This window comes from Niastella caeni, assembly GCF_004834005.1.
In the GTDB taxonomy this organism is placed as follows: domain Bacteria; phylum Bacteroidota; class Bacteroidia; order Chitinophagales; family Chitinophagaceae; genus Niastella; species Niastella caeni.
The window spans coordinates 1,637,333-1,655,671 of sequence record NZ_STFF01000001.1; the positions used below are offsets into that span (position 1 = coordinate 1,637,333).

At 41.9% G+C, this 18,339-nt stretch carries 18 protein-coding genes; 11 read left to right on the forward strand and 7 right to left on the reverse strand.

The genetic code is table 11. The annotated features are described in order from the left end of the window. Positions 1-55: 55 nt before the first annotated feature. Together FAM09_RS06580 and FAM09_RS06585 are read right to left on the reverse strand one after the other, a co-directional pair. Positions 56-1,333 carry a M23 family metallopeptidase gene (locus tag FAM09_RS06580; protein ID WP_136576248.1) on the reverse strand — a complete coding sequence of 426 codons (1,278 nt, stop codon included), beginning with the start codon at positions 1,331-1,333 and terminating at the stop codon, positions 56-58. 160 nt (positions 1,334-1,493) lie between these two features. Next, positions 1,494-1,865, reverse strand: a complete 372-nt coding sequence (locus FAM09_RS06585; protein ID WP_136576249.1) for a YccF domain-containing protein — start codon at positions 1,863-1,865, stop codon at positions 1,494-1,496. Between the two features lie 330 nt (positions 1,866-2,195). Here FAM09_RS06585 and FAM09_RS06590 point away from each other — a divergent pair, with 330 nt between their 5' ends. After that, the gene (locus FAM09_RS06590; RefSeq protein ID WP_136576250.1) at positions 2,196-2,927 is read left to right on the forward strand and encodes a DUF72 domain-containing protein; all 732 of its coding nucleotides are present in this window, start codon (positions 2,196-2,198) and stop codon (positions 2,925-2,927) included. Between the two features lie 305 nt (positions 2,928-3,232). Beyond that, entirely contained in the window at positions 3,233-3,688 is a 456-nt protein-coding gene (locus FAM09_RS06595) for a sensor histidine kinase (RefSeq protein ID WP_136576251.1), read from the forward strand. Between the two features lie 34 nt (positions 3,689-3,722). On the opposite strand, the gene FAM09_RS06600 is transcribed toward FAM09_RS06595, so the two are convergent. Beyond that, positions 3,723-4,655 carry a class I SAM-dependent methyltransferase gene (locus FAM09_RS06600; RefSeq protein WP_208025488.1) on the reverse strand — a complete coding sequence of 311 codons (933 nt, stop codon included), beginning with the start codon at positions 4,653-4,655 and terminating at the stop codon, positions 3,723-3,725. A 172-nt stretch (positions 4,656-4,827) separates the two neighbouring features. Further along, on the reverse strand, positions 4,828-5,142 hold the full coding sequence (locus FAM09_RS06605) for an RNA recognition motif domain-containing protein (RefSeq protein WP_136576253.1): 315 nt from the start codon (positions 5,140-5,142) through the stop codon (positions 4,828-4,830). 376 nt (positions 5,143-5,518) lie between these two features. On the opposite strand from FAM09_RS06605, the gene FAM09_RS06610 reads away from it, so the two are divergent. From FAM09_RS06610 to FAM09_RS06635, 6 genes are all read left to right on the forward strand, one after another. After that, positions 5,519-5,977 (forward strand): c-type cytochrome, encoded by a 459-nt coding sequence (locus FAM09_RS06610; protein WP_136576254.1) that lies wholly within the window; start codon positions 5,519-5,521, stop codon positions 5,975-5,977. Between the two features lie 442 nt (positions 5,978-6,419). Further along, on the forward strand, positions 6,420-7,838 hold the full coding sequence (gene gndA, locus FAM09_RS06615) for an NADP-dependent phosphogluconate dehydrogenase (RefSeq protein ID WP_136576255.1): 1,419 nt from the start codon (positions 6,420-6,422) through the stop codon (positions 7,836-7,838). Positions 7,839-7,982: 144 nt separating this feature from the next. Next, entirely contained in the window at positions 7,983-9,512 is a 1,530-nt protein-coding gene (gene zwf / locus FAM09_RS06620) for a glucose-6-phosphate dehydrogenase (protein ID WP_136576256.1), read from the forward strand. A gap of 90 nt (positions 9,513-9,602) precedes the next feature. After that, entirely contained in the window at positions 9,603-10,322 is a 720-nt protein-coding gene (pgl, locus tag FAM09_RS06625) for a 6-phosphogluconolactonase (protein WP_136576257.1), read from the forward strand. A gap of 398 nt (positions 10,323-10,720) precedes the next feature. Beyond that, on the forward strand, positions 10,721-11,677 hold the full coding sequence (locus FAM09_RS06630) for a glycosyltransferase family 2 protein (RefSeq protein ID WP_136576258.1): 957 nt from the start codon (positions 10,721-10,723) through the stop codon (positions 11,675-11,677). Then, positions 11,643-12,491, forward strand: coding sequence for a polysaccharide deacetylase family protein (locus FAM09_RS06635; protein WP_136576259.1), 849 nt, complete (start codon positions 11,643-11,645; stop codon positions 12,489-12,491). The genes FAM09_RS06630 and FAM09_RS06635 overlap by 35 nt, the downstream gene beginning before the upstream one ends. Before the next feature lie 7 nt (positions 12,492-12,498). On the opposite strand, the gene FAM09_RS06640 is transcribed toward FAM09_RS06635, so the two are convergent. Both FAM09_RS06640 and FAM09_RS06645 read right to left on the reverse strand, forming a co-directional pair. Next, positions 12,499-12,909 carry a DUF2251 domain-containing protein gene (locus FAM09_RS06640; RefSeq protein WP_136576260.1) on the reverse strand — a complete coding sequence of 137 codons (411 nt, stop codon included), beginning with the start codon at positions 12,907-12,909 and terminating at the stop codon, positions 12,499-12,501. A 6-nt stretch (positions 12,910-12,915) separates the two neighbouring features. Then, a complete protein-coding gene (locus FAM09_RS06645) occupies positions 12,916-13,323 on the reverse strand; it encodes a Dabb family protein (RefSeq protein ID WP_136576261.1) in 408 nt (135 codons plus the stop codon). 58 nt (positions 13,324-13,381) lie between these two features. On the opposite strand from FAM09_RS06645, the gene FAM09_RS06650 reads away from it, so the two are divergent. Together FAM09_RS06650 and FAM09_RS06655 are read left to right on the forward strand one after the other, a co-directional pair. Beyond that, entirely contained in the window at positions 13,382-14,878 is a 1,497-nt protein-coding gene (locus tag FAM09_RS06650) for a M48 family metalloprotease (protein ID WP_136576262.1), read from the forward strand. Between the two features lie 29 nt (positions 14,879-14,907). Continuing rightward, a complete protein-coding gene (locus FAM09_RS06655) occupies positions 14,908-16,452 on the forward strand; it encodes a DUF6770 family protein (RefSeq protein ID WP_136576263.1) in 1,545 nt (514 codons plus the stop codon). Between the two features lie 79 nt (positions 16,453-16,531). Here FAM09_RS06655 and FAM09_RS06660 read toward each other — a convergent pair whose 3' ends face one another. Further along, positions 16,532-17,914 (reverse strand): deoxyguanosinetriphosphate triphosphohydrolase, encoded by a 1,383-nt coding sequence (locus FAM09_RS06660; protein WP_136576264.1) that lies wholly within the window; start codon positions 17,912-17,914, stop codon positions 16,532-16,534. 214 nt (positions 17,915-18,128) lie between these two features. On the opposite strand from FAM09_RS06660, the gene FAM09_RS06665 reads away from it, so the two are divergent. Then, positions 18,129-18,332 (forward strand): hypothetical protein, encoded by a 204-nt coding sequence (locus FAM09_RS06665; RefSeq protein WP_136576265.1) that lies wholly within the window; start codon positions 18,129-18,131, stop codon positions 18,330-18,332. Positions 18,333-18,339 lie beyond the last annotated feature (7 nt).

The following is an 18,339-nucleotide window of genomic DNA, read 5'->3' on the forward strand; positions in this document are numbered from 1 at the left end:
AGGTGGTAGTAAATTAGCAGTCAGCAAAATATTTGCTGACTGCCAGTATATTAAATTAGTTCATGGACAGCGTTTGCACAACGCCCATGTTAACTGTATTCAGTTGTTGTTGCTGTTTAAGTACATAATCAGCAAAACGAAGCATTACAGAATCTGGTAATGGAACAGAAGGCGGGAAAGTTTGTTGCAAGGGATTAACCTGTTTACCATTCTTCCAAAAACGATAACACACGTGAGGGCCTGTAGCCAAACCAGTGCTGCCTACGTAACCAATAACCTGGCCCTGGCGTACGCTTTGCCCGGCCCGCACAGCCTGCTTGCTCATGTGCAGGTATTGCGTCATGTAGGTTTCGTCATGTTTTATCTTTACAAAGTTTCCATTGTTATTTGAAAATTCCGACTCCACCACTACCCCATCGCCGGTGGCAATGATGGGCGTTCCCTGCGGGGCAGCATAATCAGTACCCAGGTGGGTTTTCCATCTTTTTTGTACCGGATGGAAGCGCCTCAGTGAAAAACCAGAAGTAATATGGCTAAATTTAAGCGGCGCTTTCAGGAATGAACTTCGCAAACTTTTACCCTTTTCATCATAGTAGTCACCCGCCTCCGTTGTATCTGGTTTGTAATAAAAGGCATAATGCTTTTCGCCATTATGAGAAAACACAGCCGATTGAATAGCGCCCGTTTCAACCGGTTCATCTTTTATATATCGCTGCTCGTATAAGATCTTAAAATAATCGCCATCGTGAATAGAGTAAAAATCTACTGTATATGCATACAGATCGGCCAGCTTCATTGCCAACGCGGGATCAGTTCCTGACTTTTGAAAAGTTTCATACAATGATCCATTGATGATGCCGGAAGCTGTTTCAAGCCGGGCTGTTACCTGTCTTTTACCTGTTAATACCGATACCGAATCACGCAGATCGTACAGAACATAATCAATAGCGTTAGGTTGATATACGAAATAACAAACCTTATTTGATGTGTCTTTTGTAGAAAAAACGGTGTACTGCGTACCGGCTTTCATTTTCCTTACATCATAAACATATTTCGATTTCTCCTGCAGCCGGGAAATTGTATTATTATCCACATTATATAATTCCAAAATAGAAGCGAGGAACTCATTTCGCTGAATGATGCTTTCCGTAACATTAAATGAATCGAGCGGAAGCCCAAATCGGCGCGGAACTATAATGACAGTCGAATCCTTTTTTGCCTGGGGTGCTTTTTCTCCCGGTAAAGAAAGGTTCAAACTGCTCAATACAATTACCGCCACAATTAATACGGCCATAAGTGAAAAAGCAATGCCCCAATCCCTGTGTGTAAACATATATGTTTATAGTTGCCGGTTTTGTCAAGCCGCTTTTAAGCGCAAAAACAATGCCCGGCCATGTTTTAACGTATGACTTTTTTATTTCATTTTAAAGTCAGGCAGTTATAATCGTTAATAAAGCATGATATATCCCTTTGCGGGTATTTTGACAGGCCTCCTACCCCTCCACATTCCTGCTAAAAGGAAACAGGGAAAGTTCCATCAATTTCAAATGTTGCCTGCCAAAAGGAATTCCAATAATGGTTATAAAAAAGATGGCGGCAAAAACCAGGTGGATAAATGCAGTATATAATCCGCCGAATAATAACCAAATGATATTACACAAAAGCGACAAACAACCTGTTCCGCCCTCTTTGGGTACTATCATTTTTCCAAAAGGCCATAAAACCACGCCGGCTAATTTAAAACATTGCAGGCCCCAGGGTATGCCGATTATTGTAATACATAAAGCGAAACCGCCTAAAATGTATCCCAGCGCGGCCATAAAGCCGCCAAACACAAGCCAAATGATATTGCCAAGAAGATTCATGATAATGTTTGCACTATATATTTTTCCTTATACAATGTACGATAAGCAAAAAAGCTCTTAATAGCATCAATACAGCTCCCACAAAAAAAGGCGCCCCCGGGAAATGGACCGGAACTGATTTCTTTGTAAAATAATAAAAAAGATTCATTATTAATAAAGGGCAGATAATTAAGGCCAGGCTCTTCAAACCGGTATGTATACCCTATAATATTCTCTCGTATCGGGAGGTACAGGAACAAACTTTTTCAACTATGGTGGTATAATTATTTAAGTATATGTAATTATAAAACACCTCGCCGGAAGTAACCGGAATTAGCCAAACAAAAAACAATGGCTAACCTGCAATGGCATATCGGTTGTTCGGGATTTCATTATAAAGAATGGAAAGAACTCTTCTACCCCAAAGGATTGCCACAACGTTTATGGCTTGATTATTATTGCCAGCATTTCAGCACACTTGAATTGAATGTAACCTTTTACCGCTTTCCCCAATTATCCTTCCTGCTAAACTGGTATCAAAAAACTCCGGCTCATTTTGCATTTGCAGTGAAAGCGCCGCGCCTCATTACGCATTATAAAAAATTTGAGGAGGCAGAACTATTGCTAAACGATTTTTACACAACCATTCAAAAAGGACTGCAAGAAAAATTAGCCTGCGTTTTATTTCAGTTGCCCGCCCAGTTGTCTTATTCGGAAGTATTATTACAGAAGATCGTACGCCAGCTAAATTCAGCTTTTAATAATGTTGTTGAGTTTCGACACAGCAGTTGGTGGCAACCCAACGTGTACGAAACCTTAGCCCGGCATCGCATTAGCTTTTGTAGCATCAGCCATCCCCAATTACCCGATGAAGTGATCAGTAATACCGATACTATTTATTACCGTTTTCATGGAGTGCCGCAATTATATTATTCTGCCTATGATCAAAAATTTTTAGAGCAGGTATTCGCTGCAATAAAAAATGCTAAACAAGCAAAACAGGCATTTATATATTTCAATAACACGGCACAAATAGCAGCTATTCAAAATGCTCAATATGTACAACAGCTTGTACGGCAATAAGAAGTTGTTGCAAAATCAATGTTGCAGCATTTTGCCTGTCGTGTGTTCTTTAACTACTTCCATGTAATGCTTTTTAAAATGTTAAAAAATAACATTACAGGAAAACATGTATAGGCACACTTGATTTACGCTAAGAATTTACAAGAAGATATCCTCAATTGTCTTTTTAACACTTTTAGTTCGTTAATTTGCTATGCTTTTATTATACGAAGTTTTGGTTAAGTTCTGATTTTTTAAATCCGTGCGACTATTTACATTTTAATTGTACCCTGTGGATCATTTTTAATTCAATAAAGTCCCTGTGTATGAAAAGCCTGATGGAAATCTCTCACTCCGTATCGTCCAATCAAACAGTAGCAACTGAACCTGTTCCTCTTCACCGGCTCATAGATCAACTTATGGTAGGCCTTTTACCACTGGTTACAGGTAAAAAGAGCTTTATTATTAATGACGTCGACCAAACATTCCAACTTCAAGCCGATGAAAATCTGCTGGCCTATGTGCTGGGTAACCTGTTAAGCGGTGCAATTAATGGTACTGAAAATGTTTGTATCAGGGTTGAGGCGGTTTGTAATAATGAGGGTGTGCAGATCCGTGTTCGAAATAACGGAAGTTATTTCTACAGTACTGTATCAAATGGTTTTTCGCACGTAGTACAGGCTGCCCGGCAACTCGGCGGCAATATCAGCATCTACAATCAGCAAAACGAAGGAACCACACTCACCTTTTCGATGGCTGCGCCTGTTCAAACAATTTGTTAAACTATATCCTGGCAGATACAATGATCTTTTCGACTTACTTTTTCTGTTTAACAGAGATTTTAAGTCCCTTGTCGTCATAACTACCGCTGGCACCTTTTCGCAATAAAGTATAGGTCATTGGCGTGCAAAGTACCGGAGGAATGAGTCCAAAAATATTAATGATCCCCAGCTTTTTTAAGATGGGATAAATTTTAACCAGGGTTTGATGACGTTCTGCAAATTCTTTATCCTCTTCCAGGCGCACAAAGGAATCTTTCATTGCCTTATGCTGAAAACTTACCTCCATACCAATAGCTGAGGCTACTTTCTTTATTTGTGGCAGTGTTATGAAATTGAAAGACTTCCAAAGGTTTTCGTTGGCAACACCTTTTATTTTACCTGTTAACTGCGGGAACATAGGCACCAGCGGAAAACCATAATGAGGATCAAAAGGTATAATGTAGTTGGGGCAGTGGTGATACATCATGCCGTCTTCCGCTAACACGTTTTTAATTTTGGTAAATGCAAGTTGAATATTATCCTTCGGCAAATGTTCTATCACATTTACCGAATAAATCAGGTCGAATTTGTCATGTACAGCAGGGTCAAGATCTTCAGCAATGAGATCCAATATCAAATTTGGCGGTAGTTTATAATAGTCCCATATCGCATTCTTTAGCTGCAGGTTGAACTCGAAGCCTAATTCACTGGGCTCTATACCCATAATATTTACTCCGTTCATGTGCAGCCAGGCTACCAGCATACCCGGGCCAGATCCAACTTCAAGTATACGACCCTCCAGGCTGAATTTAGAAAGCAGTCTCATGCCAAATAATGCCTCTTCTACATAACTAAAATATTGCTTGCTTATCTCATCCCATTGATAAGTAATACGGCTTTTGATATAATTGATTAAAGCATCAGATTTAAGCTCATTAACAAAAGCCTTCATCTTCTGTTCATTGAATACGTCCTGGTTTATTGGCACTTTAAGGATTTGCATTTTCTAAAGCAGCAAAACTAATAAAATGCCATTATTTATTTTGGCTTGCTGTACGTTCCACGTAACAAAATATAAATCCAGTTAATATATCAGGCCGGCTGTAAATAAAAAAGCCTCCCGACTAAAGTCGGGAGGCTGATATCTTAACCTAACAGGATTAATAACGGTTGTTATAGCTGTTGTTACGGCTAAATGAACGTTTTTCACCGCCACCGCCATTACTGCGCTCTTCGCGAGGACGAGCTTCAGCAACTTTGATCTCCCGGCCTTCTACTCTGCCACCATCCAGTTCAGCAATTGCCTTTCTGGCAGCTTCATCATTAGGCATTTCAACAAAACCAAATCCACGGCTTTTGCCAGTGAACTTATCGGTAATTACACGGGCAGAAGAAACTTCGCCGTATTCAGCAAAAAAGCCTTCCAAATCATCATCTGTTACGTTGAAACTCAAATTTGAAACATAAATGTTCATACTACTAACTAAAATTGGTTAAAAATTTTTAATGGATCTGAGGTAAAGCAGGGAGTAAAGGAAGACTAACAACTATTAGCAGAAATGCGTAGCGAGATATATCGTTCACTTACCATATGCTATTATCACTCAAATGTGGCCGCAAAGATACGCTGTTCGCGTTGAATAACAAAGGCTATCTGGTTTATTACAGGTTAATTTATTCTAACGCAGGTTTCTTTTAACAAAAACATCCAATGAATCAAGAACAAATTAAAATCGCACAACCGAAACTGATGGTTTACTTCGGCCTCCCTATTTGACAAGTGTTGTTCCATACAAATACAGTATCTTGAAAATCCTTATTTAACCATTCAATAGCTAAAACACACCTGCTATGTTTTTTAAAAAGAAAATTACGGTTGCCGGCACTTTAGTGGCACTGGTAGTCTTAGGAATTGCAGCCAGTGCCCCGGCCGATCCTACTTTCAAAAACCTGAAAGTACTGCCGAAAAACATCAGCCATGATGAACTCGACAACATTATGCACGAGTTTAACCGTTCACTGGGCGTAAAATGTAATTTTTGCCATGTTGCACAAAAAGAAAATCCTAAAAAACTCGACTTTGCCAGCGATGAAAAAGGGGAGAAAAATGTTACCCGCGATATGATGCGAATGACAGATCGCATCAACAAAAAATTCTTCCGTTTCAAAAAAGACGATCAGCACACCATTCCGCCGGTAGGTTGCGTTACCTGCCACCATGGTAGCCCGCACCCTGAAGCTGTGGCACCTAAGGAAATGAAGGCTCCGCCTCCACCGCCGCCAGCTCAGGCCCCAGCTTCCGGTAAATAACAGTTCCTTTGCCAGCAAACGATCATTCCACATTAATACGGACAAAACTTTCTACAAGCCCTGTTTGTTTTCAGAAGCAAACGGGGCTTTTTCGTGAATGGGGAGTGGTGAATGGCTCGCGATTATTTGAAATTAACGACTAACTTGTGCCGCCGGAAAATTTTGTGCCTTGTGCCTTGTGCCTTGTGCCTTGTGCCTTGTGCCTTGTGCCTTGTGCCTTGTGCCTTGTGCCTTGTGCCTTGTGCCTTGTGCCTTGTGCCTCCCTTACTCGCCTTTTACGCAATCGTTTACGTTAGATGAAACCAAATGATTGCATACTTAATGGTTTGCCTTATCATGCCCGGCTATTCCATCCCGGCTATTTATTTGAAATTTTTCAAATTTCCTGTTCCCCTCCCCCCTATCAGCAATTTGCCTACTTTTGCAACCTTATTTATTTGCAATGAGTGCACAACAATTTGATTTTGGCATGATTGGCCTCGGCGTTATGGGAAGAAATTTTCTACTCAACATGGCCGACCACGGATTTAAAGTAATCGGTTTCGACAAAGACAACCAGAAAACCTCGGCCCTTGAATCGGACGCTACAGCCGGTACTACCGTAAAAGGAGTTGGTTCTTTACAGGATATGATCAACCAACTGGCTATACCCCGTAAGATCATGATGCTGGTGCCCGCCGGCAAACCGGTTGATGATGTAATTGAAAGCCTGTTACCCCTGGTACAAAAAGGCGATATCATAATCGATGGCGGAAACAGCCATTTTACCGATACATTACGACGTGTTACCTATCTGCAACAAAAAGGCATTCATTTCATGGGTATGGGCGTTTCGGGTGGTGAACAAGGCGCCCGCACCGGTCCCAGCATAATGCCAGGCGGCGCCCCTGAAGCATACCCCCATATACGGCCGATGCTGGAGGCAGTAGCGGCAAAAGTTGATGGTGTTCCCTGCGTAGACCACCTTGGTAAAGGCGCAGCCGGTCACTATGTTAAAATGGTGCACAATGGTATTGAATACGCCATCATGCAACTGATAAGCGAGAGCTATGACCTGTTGCACCGCGGACTCGGATTGAACAATGATGAACTGCATACAGTTTTTGATAGCTGGAACAAAGGTGAACTGCGTTCTTTCCTCATTGAAATTACAGCCGACATTTTTTTACAACCCGACGATAAAACGCCCAACCGCCTGGTCGACATGATCCTCGATAAAGCAGGCGCCAAAGGCACCGGTAAATGGACCTCACAGGATGCGATGGACCTGGGCGTTCCCATTCCCACCATCGATATGGCAGTTACCATGCGCAACTTGTCGGCATTGAAAGCCGAGCGTGTACAGGCTTCTGCGTTATATCCTGAAACAACCGGTTTAATAGGCGTGCCTAAACAACAATTCATTCAGCAGGTACACGATGCCCTGTTGTTTGCTACCATCATCAGTTATGCTCAGGGCCTGGCGCAACTGCATAAAGCCGGAACCGAACTCGATATGCAAATTCCCATGCCGCAGGTAGTAAGTGTTTGGCGTGGCGGTTGCATCATCCGTTCAACCCTGCTCGAATTGTTTGGAAATGCGTTCAAACTGAACCCGCAGCTCTCCAATTTGTTATTGGATCCTCAGGTAGCCAAAATACTGCATGCCAAAGCAACCGGTCTTCGTGCAGTAGCCGCCCAGGCTATTCAGCACAGCATACCCGCCGGTGCATTAATGAGCGCCCTGAGCTATTTCGATACTTATCGCAGCAAGCAATTGCCAATAAACCTGCTACAGGCCCAGCGCGATTATTTTGGCGCGCATACTTACCAACGCATCGACCAGGAAGGAACCTTCCATACTGCGTGGGGTAAGAAATAAGTAATATTGAATATTAAATGCTGAAAATCGAATGTTGAAGTGAAGGCATTAAATACTTACTATAAAAATTGGGATAAATTAAAAACATCAATACTCCCGTAAGGGGCTAGTTGAAAGAAAGTAAAAAAGATTTCAATTTAGAATATGACAAACCATAAATGTCCGCCGGCCTCTTTGTTATTTATTTTTGGTGGCAGTGGCGATTTAAACCAGCGAAAACTTTCCCCCGCTTTATACAACTTGTTTATCGATAACTGGATGCCTGAGAAATTCCATATTGTAGGCATTGGAAGAACACCCTATACCGATGAAAAGTTCAGAGGTCATTTGCTCGATGGCATTCATCAGTTCTCCCGCCGCAAAGGCGATCAAAACGGTAAATGGCAGGAGTTTTCAAAAAGCATCTCCTACCTGCAAATGGATGTTGGCAATGATGCCGATTACCAGAAAATTGCCAACATCGTAAAACAAAAAGAACAGGAATTTGGCGAGCATCCCAATGTAATTTTCTACATGTCTGTAGCACCACACCTGGTGCCGCAAATTGCCAGCAAACTGGGACCATTAAATATCTGCCACGATACCAAATGCACCCGCATTGTAGTAGAAAAGCCCTTCGGCCATGATCTTAAAAGCGCACATGAGCTGAATGAGTTACTGACTTCCATGTTCGATGAAACCCAGATCTACCGCATAGATCACTACCTGGGTAAAGAAACCGTTCAAAACATCCTGGCCTTGCGTTTTGCCAATGCCTTGTTTGAACCCATCTGGAACAGGAATTATATCGACCATATTCAAATTACCGCAGCAGAAACTGTTGGTCTTGAAAATCGCGGCGACTATTATGAACGCTCGGGCGCATTGCGCGATATGGTGCAGAACCATATTCTGCAACTGTTGTGTATGATTGCGATGGAAGCCCCCGTATCGTTCGATGCCAATGAAATCAGAAACAAAAAGGTGGATGTTTTAAACGCCATCCGTAAATACAGCAAGGAAGAAGTGCATAAGCATGCCGTTAGAGGTCAGTACTCCGATGGTTGGATGCAAGGCAAAAAAGTGCCTGGCTACCGCAATGAAGGAAAAGTAAGCACCAGCTCACCTACCGATACTTTTGCTGCGGTAAAATTCTATATCGATAACTGGCGCTGGCAGGATGTGCCTTTTTATGTACGCACGGGAAAACGGTTACACGAAAAATCAACCATCATTACGATCCAGTTCAAACCGGCTCCCAACTTTGCATTCCCCCAGGAAGCAGCCCTCACCTGGAGACCCAACAGGCTTACCATCAGCATTCAACCTGAAATGGATATCAGGTTACGCTTCCAGGCAAAACGACCGGGGCAAACTGTAACCCTGAACCCGGTTGATATGATCTTTAATTACAAAGACACTTATGGCGATGATGATCCTGAAGCATACGAAACTTTGTTGCTGGATGTAATGGAAGGAAACGCTACTTTATTCATGCGCAGCGACCAGGTAGAAGCAGCCTGGAAAGTAGTAATGCCCATTCAGGAAGCCTGGGAAAGCAGAGCCCCGGTTGATTTTCCCAACTATGCACCTGATAGCTGGGGACCTGAAGATGCAGAAGCACTCATTGCCCGCGATGGCCGCAACTGGATCACGCTTCCAGTAGCTCACCAGGGCGTGCAGGCACATATATAAAGTCATTGTTACAAGTTGCAGGTTACAGGGAATACATCTGGGCCTTCAACCCTGCAACCTGTAACTTGTAACCTGTAACTTAAATTCAACATGCTTCATATATACAACAATCCCGAAGAAGTAAGCCAGGCCCTCGCCGAGTGGATCACCCAATCTATTGAAACCACCCTGCAAAAGCAGGATCGTTTTACCTGGGTGGTTACAGGTGGCAATTCTCCCAAACAACTGTACGAATTACTGGCTGCTTCGCCTTACAGGGACCGTATTAACTGGAGTAAACTGCATATTTTCTGGGGCGATGAGCGGGCTGTACCATTCACCGATAGCCGCAACAACGCAAAAATGACCTTTGAACACCTGCTCAACAAGGTTCCCGTTGTACGCGAACAGGTGCATATAATGGATACCAGCCTGACGCCCTCAGCAGCTGCCAAAGCATATGAGGCTTTATTGCACCAGTATTTCAGTAACGAAGGGCCCACCTTCGATCTGGTGCTGAATGGTATGGGTGACGATGGGCATACCTTATCGTTATTTCCACATACGCCTGTCATTCATGAAAAGCAAGCCTGGGTACAATCATTTTACCTCGATGCCCAGCAAATGTACCGCATTACACTAACGGCGCCCGTTGTAAACCGGGCCGGTAAAATTGCATTTCTTACCTTTGGCGCTAATAAATCAAATGCTTTATTTGAAGTATTGAAAGGAGCTCCTGCTATTGATCAATTTCCATCGCAAATTATTCAGCCCACCAGTGGCGAGTTGCATTGGTTTGTTGATGATGCTGCGGCCAGCCGGTTAAAATAATCGCTGGGGAAAGCCTGGTAGCAGCAAAGCACCTTCTGCATAAAACAATATAAGTCATTAAATTACAGTTTACGGTTTTTAACAGTTGAACAATTAATAAAACTTTTATCCGAACTGGATAAATTTTTGCCTTTTTCCTGTAGGGGGAAAAGCAAATCGATTGTTTTAATGTTAGTAATTGAGATGGTAACACCCAATCCAGGCACAAAGCACAAGTGTAGGAAAAGAAACTTGCCGGTCATATTCTTGCAAGAACGGGATGCTTTTGCTTATTCTCTTCTCAAATTTCACTGCTCACCTTCCTTAAAGTATTGGTTTTCAAATTCTATTTACAACCGGGTGTTCCCTGCTTTCAATGTCTTTAGCCCAATTATTTACGCTCAAAAAACAATGACAGCATGACTAAACTAGTAACTATCATTGTTCCGGTTCATAATGAAAAAGACAATGTATCTGTGATGGCCAAGGCTATCAAGCGCATTTTCTCAGGCCTGTCTTACCGCTATAACCTGCTTTTTGTTGATGATGGAAGCTCTGATCTGACCTTACATGAAATAAAGAAGCTGGCGGTGCAGGATGAAAATATCAGGTACATTTCTTTCTCCCGCAATTTCGGTCACCAGGCAGCAATCAAAGCGGGGTTAGACAAGGCAGAGGGCGATTGTGTTATTACCATGGATGGCGATCTGCAACACCCACCGCATTTAATTCCGTTGTTACTTGAGAAATGGGAAGAAGGGTATGACGTGGTGTACACGGTTCGCAGAGAAGATAAGAATTTACCCTTTTTTAAAAGAGCAACATCCAATCTGTTTTACCGGGTGCAGAACTGGGTCAGTGATGTAAAAATTGAAAAAGGAACGGCCGATTTCCGGTTAATGAACCGAAACGTAACAAATACGTTGCGAAACCTGCAGGAGTTTGAACCCTTTTTCAGAGGGCTGGTTAAATGGGCAGGATTTAAGCAACTGGCCGTAGAATATGATTCTGACCAGCGTAAATCAGGCGTTACCAAGTATACCTCGAAGCGGATGATAAGGTTTGCGTTACAGGGCATTACTTCTTTCAGCATCAGGCCTTTATACGCAGCCGCATACATAGGCTTTATATTTGCAGCACTATCAACGCTGTATATACCTTATGCGATATATAGCTATTATTTCGGGTATACAATTTCCGGTTGGACCTCAGTGATTGTTACCATTGTGTTTTTTGGTGGCCTTCAGTTAATGATCTTGGGCATTATTGGCATTTACCTGGGCAAGCTATTTATGCAAAACAAACATCGACCTGTTTATATTGTTAAAGAATCAAATATCCATGAGCCGTCAGCGATACATATTGATGAGTTTTGATGTAGAAGAGTTTGATATGCCATTGGAGTATAATCAAAATCTTACTATTGAGGAACAAATGGAAACCGGCCACAAAGGGCTGCAGGCCACTATGTCGGTTTTAAATGGTACTGAAGCGAATTATACCTTTTTTACAACCGCTAATTTTGCCAACTGGTTTCCCGACAGCATTCGGCAATTGTCGCGTAAGCACGAAATAGCGTCGCATACTTTTTACCATTCCCAATATAAAACAGCCGATCTGCTACAAAGCAGGCTTAAACTGGAAGAAATTACCGGTGAACCAGTATACGGATTGAGAATGCCTCGTTTGATGAAAGTGCCGATGCAGGATGTTATTGAGGCAGGTTATAGCTATGATTCGTCAATGAACCCAACCTGGATACCGGGACGCTATAACAATCTTACTTTACCCAGAACAATATACACCGATGAAAATATGCTGCGTGTACCGGCATCGGTAAGCCCGCGCATGCGTATCCCGCTCTTTTGGCTGGCTTTTAAGAACATGCCATATAGCCTGTTTAAATACCTGACCATACAAGCCTTAAAGAAAGACGGTTATGTGTGTTTGTATTTTCATCCCTGGGAGTTTACCGATATCTGGGAATTTGAAATTCCGGGGTATGCGAAAAGATGGTCGGGCGAAAAATTGCAACACCGCTTATACCGCCTCATTAAAGACCTGAAGGTGGAAGGCGAATTGACCACTATGTGGCAAATGGTTACCGAAACCAGGTCGTTGGAACCACGGCCGCTAAACCAATCACCGGCAGGCGCAAAAGCAACTAAAAAGGCGCCGCTCGCTAAATAGTTTCAAGCTAACTAAAAAACGCAGCAACCATTTCATTGGTCAGTTTTCTTTCGCCCTTTGTCCACAAGGAATTTGGCGGCGGAAATTCATTGCGGCAGTAACCGCCATGGTTTTCAAAATCAAATACTGCGTGGCAATAGTTGTTGATGATGAGGCCGCATCGCAACCAGTCGGTTGACCAAATGATTGTAACCTTGCCTACCCGTTGGTCGGCAGGCACTTCCTCTATATTGTAAATATGCACGGCATCCAGGATATTTTGTTTTCCCGTGCCCTGCTCCACTTCAACCGCATAAAAGTACCCGGTATCTGTATCATCCTCAAAAACAACTGCATAGTTGTTCTCTTCAGATGTACTTTCAACAAAAGTATCTTCGCCGGCAGTAAAAGCCTGTTCGCGTAATAAATATCCCTTCATACTTTATCATTTCACATCTACCGTATCATATACAACCACCTTACTCCACAAGTGCGAATATTCTTCAACGAACTTAAGGTGAATAGGGTCGGTTTGATAGCTCTGCTGGTCGGCCGCATTATCAAAAATGGTAAACCACGAAACGGCGTAGGAGCTGTCAATAACGTCCCGTTTGGTATCTGCCGGCTGGCCGATATGAAATGTTTTAATGGTTTTTACTTTCGATAACTTTTTCAGGCCTTCAATTAACATCGCACGGTCTTCTTTGCTTTTTTCATTCTGTAACCAGAAATAAACGTGATGTATAAACTTATTTTCGAGCATATTTGAATCCCCATTTTCTGCGAAGGTAACCAATCCGCCGGCAACCATCGCCTTTCCGGTATTAGTAATAAAGGCACGTCTTGTTGACATACTTGTAAGGTTTTGGTAAAGCTAAGAAAAGAGTTCCATCTCATAAATATTGACTTTTATGAAGGAAAACTATATTTTTACCCATGTTATACCCTTTACAATTGCCATGAAACCCTTTCACACTGTTATTTTCCTCATCTTAATATGTTGCTGTGGCAACGCTGTTTGTCAAAATCTTACTTATTATCAATCTCCCGAAGATGATGCCGGTAAATACAAAGAATGGATAACCGCTACCGAAAAACGGTACCAGGCAGATGTATCTTCTTTGTCGGGAAAGAATAAAAAATACCTGGAGCAGATCTTTAAAGATCGTTTTGAACGTATTAAAAAGATGTACGATCAGAAAGAAATTCTCACCGAAAAGGCAGCCAATGGGTACCTGCAGTCATTGCTCCATGAAATTGTAAAATCAAATCAAGCCATTGGTCAGCTCGAAACCCGGGTGGTGTTCTCGCGTACCTGGTGGCCAAACGCCAGCAGCATGGGTGAAGGCACCATCATTTTCAACATCGGGTTGTTTTATAAATTACAAAACGAAAGCCAGGCTGCATTCGTCCTATGTCATGAGCTGGCGCATTTATATTTGAATCATAGTAATAACGCCATTAACAAATACGTAAATACCGTTTATTCTGATGAATTTCAGAAAGAGCTTAAAAAGATAAATAAAAGTGAATTTCAAAAAACCCAGCAGCTCGAAAACCTGACAAAGGCTATGGCCTTTGACAGCCGCAGGCATAGCCGCGAACATGAGACCGAAGCCGATTCGCTGGCGGTTGAATGGTTGAAAAATACTTCGTTCGATGTTCGGGAATCGCTTTCCTGCTTAAACCTGTTAGATAGCATTGATGGCGATAAGTATAATGTAACGCTCTCTCTAAAGAACGTATTCAATTTTCAGGAATATCCCTTCCAGGATAAATGGACCAAAGAGGAAAAATCGCTTTTTGGTACGTTGGCTGAAAGCAGTGAAGCTGAAAGCAGGAAAGAGCGCGATTCATTAAAAACCCACCCCGATTGCAGTATCCGTATTGGTAAATTAAAAGACAGAGTTCATCAATATCATAAACAGGCCAGCCGCGCATTCGTGGTCAACGAAAAACAATTCAGGCAACTGCAAAATGATTTCGATTATGAGGTCATTGATTTTTGTTACCGGTCAGACAATGTTTCAAGAAGCCTGTATTATACCTTACAAATGTTGGAGGCACAACCCTTCAACGCCTATTTGATCACCAATACCGGCCGGTGCATTAACAAGCTGTTTGTTGGCCAAAAGAACCATACATTAAGTAAGCTTATTGATATGCCTTCGCCATTTAATGATAAAAATTATAATACCCTGCTTGAATTCATTCAACGGGTTCGGTTAACTGATCTCGGCGCATTCAGCTACTACTTTTTACAAAACCGGCAAAGCAACCTCATGGCCAACGAAGATTTTCTGGCAGCCCTTATTGAAAGTAAAACCAATTTCAATAAGCCTGAAGAAAAACAACAACTGATTGAAACTTATAAAAAACAATTCCCTTCGGGAAAATATCGCTTTTAATTTCAAAAACCTTCAACACTATTTTAATCATGAAAAAGCATTTATGCTTGTTACTGCTAATAACCGTTTTGATTTTGCAGCAAAACAGTTTTGGCCAATCAAAACTAAGCATCGAAAATATTAAATCGGTGTACCTGCGTAATTCAGGGCCCATTATTGCCAATGAAGAAATAAAAGGGTATTTTTTATTTTATCAATCTGATAAAGTTGATAAAAAAACCAATGAATATACACTCCAGATCCTGGATGAAAATGTTAACAAGGTAAAAGAAATCAAGTTCACCGACTCCAAGAATATATTGCTGCTTGAATCATCTTATAACGGTTCTGATATCATGTTCATGTTTTATGATCAGGACCAGAAACTGATGGATTACCGCGTATATGAAATAGATGGTAAACAAAAATTCAATTATCAGTATCCTATTGAGAGTAAATCAATGTCTTATATAACCAGTGCCCTCTCTATTAATACGGAAGAAACGCAGAATAAAAGTTTATACGCTATCGAAAACAGAGGCTTTGTTACTTCTATACCTTACAAGGATGGAAAAAACTATTCATTTGAAGTAAGCTTCTACCAAACTGATAAGAAAAAACAATGGAAATATACGCCTGATGATCCTGAGCGCGTGGCTTCTCCTCAATTCCTTGGTTACAGCGATAGCGTGGTGGTCTTTGAAGTGCTGAAAAGAACAAAATTATTATCAACTAAAATGGAATCGTGGTTGTTGGGTATTTACCTGCACAATGGCAAAAAAGCGTTTGAATTTGAAACAGACCGGGAGAAATATAATTTCTATCCCATGAATGTTACCACATTACGCAACAACGGGTTTATGTTAATAGGGCCTTATTACGAAAAAGATGACCGGGTTGTAAAGGATAAAAGCCTGGGGTTGGGCGTATGGGTTATGAACAACCAGGGAAAGGTTGTAAATGCAAAATATAATTCCTGGAGTGGCGACATTAGTAAACACCTGAAGATAGACTCCCGCGGCCGGGTAGATGAATTGGGTTACATTTATTTCCATAGAATTTTACAAACAGAAGACGGGAAGATCTTTGCTATAGGTGAAGGGTATAAAAAAGTAGCCGATGCAGTAGGTATTGGCCTTGCAGTATTAGGTGGAGGCACCAATACCACCAAAATGAAAATCACCGACATGGTGATGTTACAGTTTAACGATAAGTTTGATGTACAATCTGCACAGATATTCGATAAAAACACTAACACCATGTCACTACCCGGCCAGGATATTTACAGCGCTCCCATGTTGGCCTTCATGATCAAATATGTTTACAATGGATTTGACTATGCATTTTCACAAACCGATAAAACGCACAGCACATTTACCGTGGGGTATACTGATTATGTACGGTCGAAAGATTACAAAGGTTTAACCTTTAACGCCATTTCTTACTATAACAATAACATTACTACCGATAAGATCAATCTCAAAACATCTTCAAGCAGCATGCGCATCATGCCTGCCAAAACCGGTTCGGTAATGTTGCTTGAATATTTTAAAAAGGATAAGCGCCTGGATATGCACCTGGAAAAATTAAACTAACAATTGTGCTATTCTAAATAAAAAAACCCGAAGGAGATTATTTCTTTCGGGTTTTTTCTTTTTGGAATTTCTTACTGGCTTATCTTATCTGAGGAAATGCAATACCCGTGATCTTCCGATATACATCCACTGCATACAGATCTGTCATACCGGAAATGAAATCAACTACCGACTGAATATCGTTGTACAGTTTATTTTTATCACCGGTTATTATAAATTGTTGTGAGATCAGTTGCAGCAGCTTCTGCGATTTGGCCGGTTGTGGATTGATCACCGCAGCAAAAAACTCTTTCAACAACCCGCCTATTACATTATAACCGGCTATTTCAATTTCCACCACCGAGCGGTGGTTGTAAATATGCTCAATTGAAAATTTATCAATGGTTTTGATCAATTGCTTTTCCGTTTCTGGCAAATAATCGATCAATGATCTTTGCAAAGTGCCCTGCAGCAACGCTTCTTCATGCTGCATAAACACATTGGTAACGCGGTTAAGCAGCAGGTTGATCAACTTGGCGCGTAAAAACTGCACCCGCTGGTTGTGGTCATTGATCTCATTAAACACCTGCTCTACCCGTTCGCGGGCATCGTACCCTTCTTCATTATTAAAAAATTCCAGGAAAAGGTCCTTAATGGTATCAATGGAAATAATGTTCAGGCGATGGGCATCTTCAAAATCAATGATGCGATAGCAAATATCATCAGCCGCTTCTACCAGGTATACAAAGGGATGACGGGCAAAGATGTTTTTGGATTCATCCAGTTGCGGTATGCCCAGATCCCTTGCAATATGTTTATAGGTAGCAATTTCCGAATCAAAGAACCCCGATTTCTTCGTGACCAGTTGTTGTTTATTAAACCCATTCAACGAATCAGCGGGGTATTTTATAATAGAAGCAAGCGTGGTATAGGTTAAGCGAAAACCGCCCGGCGTTTTTTCATTAAAGCTGTGCGTAAGGGTGCGAAAAGCATTGGCGTTCCCTTCAAAAAAAAGAAAATCGCGCTGCTGGTTTTCGTTCAGCAATTCCGAGAATTGTTGTTTTGCTGTTCCTGTCAATTCCCTGAAAAAAGTGCGAATGGCATCTTCGCCCGAATGGCCGAATGGCGGGTTGCCGATATCATGCGCCAAACAACCGGCTGCAATCACAGAAGGCAATTCGTATTTATAAAACTCCCGGAAATGATCGCTTTCATTCGGGTATTTCTGAGCGATGGCATCCCCTACTGCTTTGCCCAATGAACGGCCTACGGATGCCACCTCCAAACTATGCGTTAACCGGTTATGCACAAACACCGGCCCCGGCAACGGAAACACCTGTGTTTTATTTTGCAAACGCCTGAAGGCAGATGAAAAGATAAGGCGATCGTAGTCGCGCAGAAAAGAGGTACGGATGGCATCGGTATATGCTGTTTTGTGCTCGGAACCGCTTCGTTTGGTGCTGTAGAGTTGTTGCCAGTTCATGGCGGCAAAAATAACCGAAAAAAAGCGAGGGTTTACAAACTGGCGGTACGATTCGGACCAGGGACCGTGGGTTAATCTGTTTAGATACTATTTATTTACAGGTGCTAACCCTTAGATTTTTTACAAAACGGGCCTCATTTTCCACAAAAGTTATAATAATTGCATGGTAGGCATTATATTGAATCTGAATATTTGCTCCATAAAATTAAACCCTATGCGAATCGTACCCTTAGTTAACAGTTTATTTACCGTATGTCTGCTGGCTGTAATTACCTCTTTGGCCATTATGATGACCCGGACAGGTTATAATGATAAAGTATCGCACACCTGCTTTATACTTATGGCAACAGCCGGATTTTTATTGCTGGCCCGCGCCGCTTTTAAATCCGATGAGGGGGAAGGGGAGCAAGTACAATAAAAAAACC